Here is a 9,298-nt window from a genome sequence, read left to right on the forward strand (position 1 = left end):
AAGACGCCGCGATCGCGCTGTGGCTTGAGACCTGGCAGCAGGCCTATCCCGCGATCGATTTCGCCGCGCGCGTGCCATGGTGGCGCGAGCGCTGGCGCGGCGAGCTGGTGCCGAATGCGGCGATCATGGTCGCGGAACAAGCGAGCGCACTGGCCGGGTTCGTGACCGTCGATGCGTCCGGCTATCTCGATCAGCTGGTGGTCGCCCCGCAGCACTGGGGCAGCGCGCTCGCCGACAGGCTGGTCAACGAGGCCAAGCGCCTGTCGCCTGATCACATCTCGCTGCTGGTGAACACCGACAACGCCAGAGCGATCCGTTTCTACCAACGCAACGGCTTTGTGCCGGCGGGTGAAGACGTCAATCCAACCTCGGGCCGGCCGGTGCTGCGGATGGAGTGGAAGGGGTAGCGCCACTGGGCGCATCGCCACATTCAGTCGTCATACCCCGCGAAAGCGGGGTAACCAGTAAACGCCGGCTCCTGAGATAGAATCGAGATGTCACGGAGTACTGGATCACCCGCCTTCGCGGGTGATGACGGCGGTGTGGAGTACGCGACCTGCGCCCTCACACCCCCTCGAACTGCAACCTTGCCAGCCGCGCGTAAAGCCCGCCGGCGGCGACCAGCGAGGCGTGGGTGCCCTGCTCGACGATGCGGCCCTGGTCCATCACCATGATCCGGTCGCAGGACAGAACGGTGGCCAGCCGATGCGCGATCACCAGCGTGGTGCGGTGGCGCATCAATTCCTCCAGCGCGGTCTGCACCAGGGTCTCGGATTCGGCATCGAGCGAGGAGGTGGCCTCGTCGAGCAGCAACAGCGGCGCGTCGCGCAGGATGGCGCGCGCAATCGCGATGCGCTGGCGCTGGCCGCCCGACAGCGTGACGCCGCGCTCGCCGAGCGGGGTTTCGAATCCCTCAGGGAGGCGGCGAATGAATTCGGTGGCATGCGCCAGATCGGCGGCGCGCTCGACTTCGGCATCGGTGGCCTCGGGCCGGCCGAAGCGGATATTCTCGCGCGCGGTCGCGGCGAACGCCACGGATTCCTGCGGCACCAGCGCGATCCGTGCCCGCACTTCATGGGGATCGGCGGCCCTGATCGGCACCCCGTCGAACGAGATGGTGCCGGCAGCCGGGTCGTAGAACCGCAGCAGCAGGTGAAACAGCGTGCTCTTGCCGGCCCCCGAAGGGCCGACGATCGCGACCTTCTCGCCGGCGCGCACCGACAGCGAAACGCCGTCGACCGCCAGCGCCTCCGGCCGCATCGGATAGGCGAAGCTGACGCCCTCGAAACTGACATCGCCGCGCGCCGGCACCGGCATCGGGCGCGGCGAGGCCGGGGCCGTGACCTGCGATTTGACGCGAAGAATTTCGAACAACCGTTCCGAGGCGCCGGACGCCGCCGAGATCTCGCCCCAGACCTCGCTGAGCTGGCCCAGTGCCGCCGCGGCAAACGCCGCATACAGGATGAACTGGCCGAGCCGGCCCGGGCTGATGGAGCCGGTCAGCACATCATGCGATCCGATCCACAGGATCAGCACCACGCTGGTAAAGACGATGAAGATGATGATCGCGGTCAACACCGAGCGCGCGCTGGTCGAACTGCAGGCGGCATCGTAGGCCTGCTCGACTTCGCTGCCGAAGCGCGCATTGGCTACCGGCTCACCGGTATAGGCCTGCACGGTGCGGATCGCGCCGATCAGTTCGGAAACATAGGCGGTCGCATCCGCCAGCGTATCCTGGGCGTTGCGCGACAGCCGCCGTACCCAGCGCCCGAATGCCACCAGCGGAAGCACGATCACCGGAATCGCCAGCAGCACGAAGCCTGAAAGCCTGGGACTGGTGATCACCATCATCGTGGCGGCGCCGGCGAACATCATGAAGTTGCGCAGCGCAATCGACACCGAGGCGCCGACCGCGGATTTGATCTGGGTGGTATCGGCGGTCAACCGCGAGATCAGCTCGCCGCTGCGCGCGGAATCAAAGAACGCCGGCGACAGCGAGATCAGATGCGCGAACACGTCGCGGCGCAGATCGGCGACGATGCGCTCGCCGATGGTCATGACGAGGTAGTAGCGCGATGCGCTGGCGCCGGCGAGCACCGCGACCACCGCGATCATGACGCTGAAATAGCTGTTGATCCTGGCGATGCCCTCAGGCGTAAAACCGAAATCGATCATCCGCCGCACCGCGACCGGCACCAGCAAGGTGGTGATCGCGGCGACCGTCAGCGACACCAGAGCGAGGCAGGCGCGGCCGCGGTAGCGCGCCACATAAGGCGCCAGCGCCAGCAGCGGGCGAAGCCGCGCGCTGCTCTTGGCCGGCGATTGCGTCAACACCGCTTCGATCGGGGAGCCCGCCTCGAGCGCGGAAGTCTCGTCGGCGGCCAAATCGTGCCGCGGCGGCGTGTCGTCACGCCGGTCTTCAAGCCGTTCCACTGCGCTCATGAAATCCCAACCAATCGCTTTGCCACCCCCAGATAGGCGCCGCGGTCACCGCTGGCAAATCCGGGGCATTGGGGCGGGGCAAGATACCTTCGAAGATAGTTGGCTTATGGTGACACTTGTGCGGATCGATGGCTTGTTTTGACGGGCTTGCTGCGTTATAGAGCCGCCCAAATCCGTCACTATTGCCATCGAAACACAGGCGCCGGCGCGCCGAAGGATCTGTCATGAAAGCCGAAATTCACCCGGAATATCATATGATTACGGTCGTGATGACCGATGGCACCGAATATTTGACGCGCTCCACCTGGGGCAAGGAAGGCGACAAATTGAACCTCGATATCGACTCCAAGTCGCACCCGGCCTGGATCGGCGGCGCCCAGCAGTTGCTCGATCGCGGCGGCCGCGTGTCGCGGTTCCAGAAGAAGTTCTCGGGCTTCCTCAAGAAGGATTGAGGGCGTCGAAGCCTTCTTCCCGGCAAGATGTCAAAACGCCCCTGCCCGGTTCAGGGGCGTTTTTCGTTACGAAGCTGGAACAGACGCGGGCATGGTTCTATTGCGGTTTCAGCATTACCTGCGCCCCGATCGCGACAAAAATCGCGGAACCAAGTCCGATACTGATGCCGACGCCCTGTTCCAACGGAAAGCCTGCAAAACAGGCCGCCGCGGACAGCACACCGACTAACCCGGCCAACACGCCCATCACCGCCAAAGGCTTGCTTGCGATCGGCGCCCGCGCCTGCATTTCGCTCATCAATGCGAGTATGGCGCCGCCTCCAAATGCCATGGTCCCCAGCAAAAATAATGCATCGAGCAAACGCTTGAACCCTACAAACGCGCCGGCACCGTCGCGCATCGCGGCAATAGGGCCCAATACAAACCCCACAATCGCGTCGACGAATGTAAACACGACGATGCTCAGGACAATCGCGACCCAGCCGGCGACAGCCAATCCTCTCCCGCGCCGCGCCAATTCAAACGCGACAAGAAGCGCGCCTACCGCCATCACGATATCCGAGAAAATACCGATCGTTCCGGCCATCCGCATGATGGATTGACCGGCGACCGCACCGGCCAACGCTGCGGCCTGATCGAATGGCTGCGCCGGCAGGGCCGCTGCGGGCGGAGACAGCGCGTACAGCACGCTCGTCGCGGTGACGCCGAGCGAACCCAGCGCGACGCAGGCGCCGCCTGCGGTGAGATTCGAAACCCGAATGTCACGCCCGGCAAATTCCCGGCCGAGATCAAGCCTTGCTGGAGCAGAGTCCGTCATTCCCACCTCCTGTTGCTTGGCAGCCAATTTAGTTGCAGAGTGAAACCATATGACAAAAGGTTTCATTCTGCAACCATGCCCGGCAAGACAGACCTTTCCGAACTCAACTGCTCACTGGCGCGCACGCTCGCGGTGGTGGGGGACTGGTGGACATTATTGATCGTTCGCGATGCCTTCCTCGGCGTTCGCCGCTTTGGCGACTTCCAGAAAAGTCTGGGAATCGCGAAGAACATCCTCGCGGCGCGGCTGGAGCGTCTGGCCGCGAACGGCATCATCGAGCGCAGCGGATCGGCACGGCGTCCGATCTATCAGCTCACCGAAAGGGGGCGTGCGCTGCTGCCGGCCATGGTCGCCCTGATGCAGTGGGGCGATGCCTGGGTATCGGCAAACCGGCCGCCGGTCCTCATCACCGACGAGGCAGGCCGGCCGGTGTCGCCGGTCAGCTTGAACAGTGGCGGCGTCGAGATGAGCACGGAGACCGTGCGGTTTCATCCCGGTCCCGGCGCGACGGCTCGAACCCGCGCATTCTTTGCAGAGCTGTCACCGTCCAACGCCGTCGTTTCGGCGCGGGGCGAAGTCAGAAGTGCCAGCCGACGCAAGCGGCGCCCGCGGCAATGACGCAGCAGGCCGCGATCCGCAGGCCGGTCAGGCGCTCCCCGAGGAATATCGCGCCGAGCAATGCCGCGAACAACACGCTGGTTTCGCGTAACGCCGACACCGCGCCCATCGAACCGGTCTGCATCGCCCAGATGATGGCGCCATAGGCTGCCAGCGAAATCAGCCCGCCGCTGGCCGCCTTGGCGACTTCCACCGGCGACATCACGAACATCGCGAACCGGCGCCGCGCCAGGTACCACAGCGGCATCACTAAAAAGAATGCGAAAATACCGCCAACATAGGCGACCCAGTTGCCGGACGCCCGCACGCCGAAGCCGTCGACGATGGTATAGGCCGCGATACTGACGCCGGTCGCCAGCGCCGCCGGCAAGTTCATCGCGTGCAGCCGTCCCGCTCGGGCTGCCGCCAGCATGAAAATGCCCGTGCAGACGAGGCCGATGCCGACGCTCGCCATCAGGCCCATCCACTCCCCGGCGAACAGGCTGCCGCCGAGCGCGACCAGCGCCGGCGAAGTTCCGCGCGCGACCGGGTAGGTCTCGCCGAGATCGCCGGAGCGATACATCAGCACCAGCAGCGCATTATAGATCAGATGAAGTACACCGGAGGCGACGACATAGACGGCCGCCGATGACGGCAGGCCGGCGACCGCCAGCATCGCGAGGCCGGCGACGCCGACGGCGATGTTCATGACCAGCATCGACTGGGCGCGATCCGTGCCACCGCGCAGCAACGCGTTCCAGCCCGCGTGCAGCAACGCGGCCGACAGCACCAGTCCGATGGCGAAGGGAGTTAGCAAGACCGGATCATTCTTCTAGCGACGCGTGCGGAGTAGCGCAGGTGCCGCCAATGATCCAGCGTTAGCGCTCGAAGGCCGCCTTGAGGCGATTGAGCTGGGGCACCAGCGGATTGCCGATCGCGGCGCGCTCGGTGGCCGGCGCATGGATTGTGGTGTCGAGACGGCGCACTTTGGCCTGCAGCGCCATCGAACGGCCGATCAGGTCCTGCAATTGCTGCGGCAGTTTTTCGATCATGTCGTCCGGGCCGGGTTCGGCCGCGCTGAGCTTGACCTTGGTCTTTTCGCGATTGGCCTGGGTCAGCGTCATCTCGCCTTCCTTGACCGCACGATGCAGCAACAGCCACGACGCCAGTTGCATCAGACGGGTGGTCAGACGCATGCTTTCGGTCGCGTAAGTGAGACTGACGGTGCGGTCGAGCGCCTTGGCCTCGGTGCGACCGGCGCCGTCGAGATAGGCGGCGGTCTCCTCGACCAGGTCCATGCCTTCGCGGAACAGCGCACCGAAGGCCGCGGAGTTGGTCAGCCGCTCGCTGAACTGTACGAGCGCGGTTTCGCCTTGCGAACGGTCCGACATAGTTAACGCCTCACGCCACTGATTACGCCGGCGGCTTCAGCGCCCGCCGGTTTATGATGAACAAATCATTGCGCGCTCGCGGGCGAGAGTCCAGCCGCAAGCGTTTTTATGGTTTCCAGCGAGGTGACGAAGACGCCAAAAAAAGAGCCGCCGTTTCCGGCGGCTTTTGAAGTTGATAACAGGGAGGCGTCAAACAGAGTGGACAGGAGCCACTCGGTGTCCAAAACAGGACGACTTCAGTCATAACCGAGAAAGCTTAATCGATCGTAAACGAGCGGTTTTCTTCAGGCTTCGTTTGCCATGTCGGCCACTGGCCGAGTGTGGAACCTGCGCGGCGCGGCGCGAGCCACGCGCAACCCGTCGTCCCCGCGAACGCCGGAACGACGGTGGCTATGATTTGAAAATACTGTTCGCCGCGTCCCTGGAGGCACGCTTTTTGGTCATGGCGGCCTGCAGCCGCTCGATTTCGGAGGTCATCAGCGCGATGCGCTGGCTCAGTTCCTCGACCGACAGCAGCGAGAGGTCCTGCCCGATCTCGTGGGTGATTTTCTTTCGGGGCTTGTCGTCGTCCTCGATGGCCATGGGCTCTACTCCGGGCAGTGAAACGGTTGCCAGCCGCAACGCCGCTGGCTAATCAGGTGCCTCTCTGGAATTCTCATGCCTTAAGCTTGGGCCAAGGACAAATCATGGAAAAACTGCCCGCGCAAATGACCGTCATCGGCATCAGCAAACCGGGCGGTCCCGAGGTGCTGCTGCCCGAAACCCGCGCGGTGCCGGTTCCGGGGCCGAACGAAATCCTGATCAAGGTCGCTGCCGCCGGCGTCAACCGCCCCGACGTCGCGCAGCGATCCGGCGCCTATCCGCCGCCGCCCGGCGCCAGCGATTTGCCCGGCCTTGAGATCGCGGGCGAAGTCGTGGCGCTCGGCGCCGGCAGCCACAAGCACAAGCCCGGCGACAAGGTGATGTCGCTGGTGGCCGGCGGCGGCTACGCCCAATACTGCATCGCGCAGGATGCCCAGGCGATGGCGATCCCCTCGGCGCTGTCGATGCTCGAGGCCGGCGCCACCCCGGAAACGCTGATGACGGTGTGGCACAATGTGTTCGAGCGCGGCGCCTTGCAGCCGGGCGAAACGTTGTTGATCCATGGCGGCTCTTCCGGCATCGGCACCATGGCGATCCAGCTGGCCAAGGCCTTCGGCTCCAGGGTCATTGTCACCGTCGGATCCAGCGACAAGGCCGACGCCTGTCTCAGGCTCGGCGCCGACCACGCCATCAATTACAAGACCGAAGACTTCGTCGCCGCAACCAGGACCGCGACCGCGGGCGCGGGCGTCCAGGTCATTCTCGACATGGTCGGCGGCGACTATATCGAACGCAATTACGACGCGGCCGCGATCGACGGGCGCATCGTCCAGATCGCCCTGCTCGGCGGCCCCAAGGCGACGGTCAATTTTGCCAAGCTGATGGTGAAACGGCTGCACCACACCGGCTCGACGCTGCGGCCCCGCAGCAATACGGACAAGGCGGCGATGGTCGCGGCGATCGAGGCCAAGGTGATGCCGCTGCTCCGCGAGGGGCGCATCAAGCCCCTGATGGACAGCACATTCCCGCTGGAAAAGGCCGCGGACGCGCACCGGCGCATGGAAACCAGCGAACATATTGGCAAAATTGTGTTGGCGGTTTAACCCTCGCGAGCCATGACCAGCCGGAAACCCTTTGATTTCCTTCGCATTCATGTCATTTATCCGGCAACGTCGGGCGGCTCGCTTCGCCCGCAAACGATGTTGATCGCGGAGAACTGACATTGCGTCTGATCAGGTGCCTTGCGCCCCTCGCGCTGGGCCTCATGATGTTTGCCGCCGCGCCACCGGCGAAGGCCATCGACGCCGTCAGCGTCCGCGGGGACGCGCCTGCGATCGACCTGACCGCGGTGCTGGATCATCAGCGCAGCGACACCGACCGCATCCAGGTTTCGACCGCGCCGGGCACCGACGGCATCGTCCGCCGCATCGAGGTGCGTGCCCGTGAGGGCGGACAGAACTGGGTGGTGTTCGCGCTCGCCAACAACACCGACGACCAGCTCGACCGCCTGATCGTTGCTCCGCACTACCGCATCGTGTCGTCAGGGCTGTTATGGCCCGATCTCGGATTGTCCCGCATCGCGACCATCACGCCGTCGACCGGCGACCGTCCCGAACGCCAGGAAAGTGCGACCGCGGACATTTTCCGCATCACGCTCGATCCCGGTTCCGTCATCACCTTTGTCGCGGAGTTGCGCACCGATAAACTGCCGCAGCTCTATTTGTGGGAGCCCGACGCCTACAAGGACAAGGTCAACTCGTTCACGCTGTACCAGGGCATCGTGATCGGCATTTCCGGATTGCTGGCGCTGGTGCTGACCATCCTGTTCGTGGTCAAGGGCAGCATCATGTTTCCGGCCGCCGCCGCTTTGGCATGGGCGGTGCTGGTCTATATCGGCGTCGATTTCGGCTTCTGGGGCAAAGTGCTCGACATGTCGAACAATGCCGAGCGGGTCTGGCGCGCGGCCGGCGAAGCGATCCTGGCCGCGACGCTATTGGTGTTTTTGTTCGCCTATCTCAATCTCAGCCGTTGGCATGTGCGTTATTCCCATATCACCGTCGGCTGGCTGGCCTTTCTCGGCTCGCTGGTGGCGCTGGCGCTGTTCGATCCCGCGGTCGCCTCCGGCATCGCGCGCATGTCGCTGGTGCTGATCGCGTTCGCGGGTTTTGCCCTCATCGTCTATCTCTCGACCCACGGCTTCGACCGCGCGGTGCTCTTGATCCCGACCTGGTTCCTGCTGGTGGTCTGGGTGATCGCGGCCGGCATGACGGTCGCCGGCTCCGTCACCAACGACATCGTCGGCCCAGCCCTGCTCGGCGGCCTCGTGCTGATCGTGATGCTGATCGGGTTTACCGTCATGCAGCACGCCTTCGCGGGCGGCGGCGCCACCACCGGCGTCGTCTCCGACGTCGAGCGCCGGGCGCTGGCGCTGACCGGCTCGGGTGACCTGATCTGGGACTGGGACGTCTCCGCCGACAAGGTCTTCACCAGCCCCGAGACCGAAAGCCTGCTCGGCCTCAAACGCGGCACGCTGGAAGGCCCGGCCGCCAAATGGCTCGAGGTGCTGCATCCGCTCGACCAGGACCGCTTTCGCGCCGCGCTCGACAGCGTGCTCGACCAGCGCCGCGGCCGGCTGGTGCAGGATTTCCGGCTGCGCACCCCCGACGGACACTTCATGTGGTTCGCGCTGAAAGCACGGCCCGTGGTCGGCTCCGACGGCGAAGTCTCGCGCGTGGTGGGCACGCTGACCGACGTCACCGAGGCCAAGAACGCCGAGGAACGGCTGCTGCACGATAGCGTGCATGACAACCTCACGGGCTTGCCGAACCGCAAATTGTTCATCGACCGCCTCGGCGCGGTGGCCAATTTCGCCAAAACCATGCCGAACCTGCGGCCGACGCTGATGGTGATCGATCTCGACCGCTTCAAGCAGGTCAACGATTCCGTCGGCATCGCGGTCGGCGATTCGATCCTGCTGACGCTGGCGCGGCGACTGACCCGCATCCTCAAGCCGCAGG

At 64.7% G+C, this 9,298-nt stretch carries 10 protein-coding genes; 5 read left to right on the top strand and 5 right to left on the bottom strand.

All coding sequences use genetic code 11. From position 1 onward, the window contains the following. The coding region (locus ABR948_RS24700) for a GNAT family N-acetyltransferase (protein WP_428123065.1) at positions 1–407 on the top strand (407 nt) is incomplete at its 5' end. A gap of 157 nt (positions 408–564) precedes the next feature. On the opposite strand, the gene ABR948_RS24705 is transcribed toward ABR948_RS24700, so the two are convergent. Continuing rightward, positions 565–2,442, bottom strand: a complete 1,878-nt coding sequence (locus tag ABR948_RS24705; RefSeq protein ID WP_428123066.1) for an ABC transporter ATP-binding protein/permease — start codon at positions 2,440–2,442, stop codon at positions 565–567. A 224-nt stretch (positions 2,443–2,666) separates the two neighbouring features. Here ABR948_RS24705 and rpmE point away from each other — a divergent pair, with 224 nt between their 5' ends. Further along, the gene (gene rpmE / locus ABR948_RS24710; protein WP_428123067.1) at positions 2,667–2,894 is read left to right on the top strand and encodes a 50S ribosomal protein L31; all 228 of its coding nucleotides are present in this window, start codon (positions 2,667–2,669) and stop codon (positions 2,892–2,894) included. 97 nt (positions 2,895–2,991) lie between these two features. On the opposite strand, the gene ABR948_RS24715 is transcribed toward rpmE, so the two are convergent. Continuing rightward, entirely contained in the window at positions 2,992–3,777 is a 786-nt protein-coding gene (locus ABR948_RS24715) for a hypothetical protein (RefSeq protein ID WP_428123068.1), read from the bottom strand. 9 nt (positions 3,778–3,786) lie between these two features. On the opposite strand from ABR948_RS24715, the gene ABR948_RS24720 reads away from it, so the two are divergent. Further along, positions 3,787–4,329 carry a winged helix-turn-helix transcriptional regulator gene (locus ABR948_RS24720; protein ID WP_428123069.1) on the top strand — a complete coding sequence of 181 codons (543 nt, stop codon included), beginning with the start codon at positions 3,787–3,789 and terminating at the stop codon, positions 4,327–4,329. On the opposite strand, the gene ABR948_RS24725 is transcribed toward ABR948_RS24720, so the two are convergent. From ABR948_RS24725 to ABR948_RS24735, 3 genes are all read right to left on the bottom strand, one after another. After that, on the bottom strand, positions 4,289–5,125 hold the full coding sequence (locus ABR948_RS24725) for an EamA family transporter (RefSeq protein WP_428123071.1): 837 nt from the start codon (positions 5,123–5,125) through the stop codon (positions 4,289–4,291). The two genes, ABR948_RS24720 and ABR948_RS24725, sit on opposite strands and share 41 nt — an antisense overlap. A 61-nt stretch (positions 5,126–5,186) precedes the next feature. Continuing rightward, positions 5,187–5,699 (bottom strand): protease adaptor protein RcdA, encoded by a 513-nt coding sequence (gene rcdA, locus ABR948_RS24730; RefSeq protein ID WP_428123072.1) that lies wholly within the window; start codon positions 5,697–5,699, stop codon positions 5,187–5,189. A 390-nt stretch (positions 5,700–6,089) separates the two neighbouring features. Next, entirely contained in the window at positions 6,090–6,281 is a 192-nt protein-coding gene (locus tag ABR948_RS24735; RefSeq protein ID WP_428123074.1) for a DUF1192 domain-containing protein, read from the bottom strand. 104 nt (positions 6,282–6,385) lie between these two features. On the opposite strand from ABR948_RS24735, the gene ABR948_RS24740 reads away from it, so the two are divergent. Together ABR948_RS24740 and ABR948_RS24745 are read left to right on the top strand one after the other, a co-directional pair. Continuing rightward, entirely contained in the window at positions 6,386–7,384 is a 999-nt protein-coding gene (locus ABR948_RS24740) for an NAD(P)H-quinone oxidoreductase (protein WP_428123076.1), read from the top strand. Positions 7,385–7,503: 119 nt separating this feature from the next. Then, positions 7,504–9,298: PAS domain-containing protein (locus ABR948_RS24745; protein ID WP_428123077.1), on the top strand; the 1,795-nt coding region annotated here is incomplete at its 3' end.

Origin of the sequence: Bradyrhizobium sp. (assembly GCF_050014615.1) — a bacterium.
Classification (GTDB): domain Bacteria; phylum Pseudomonadota; class Alphaproteobacteria; order Rhizobiales; family Xanthobacteraceae; genus Bradyrhizobium.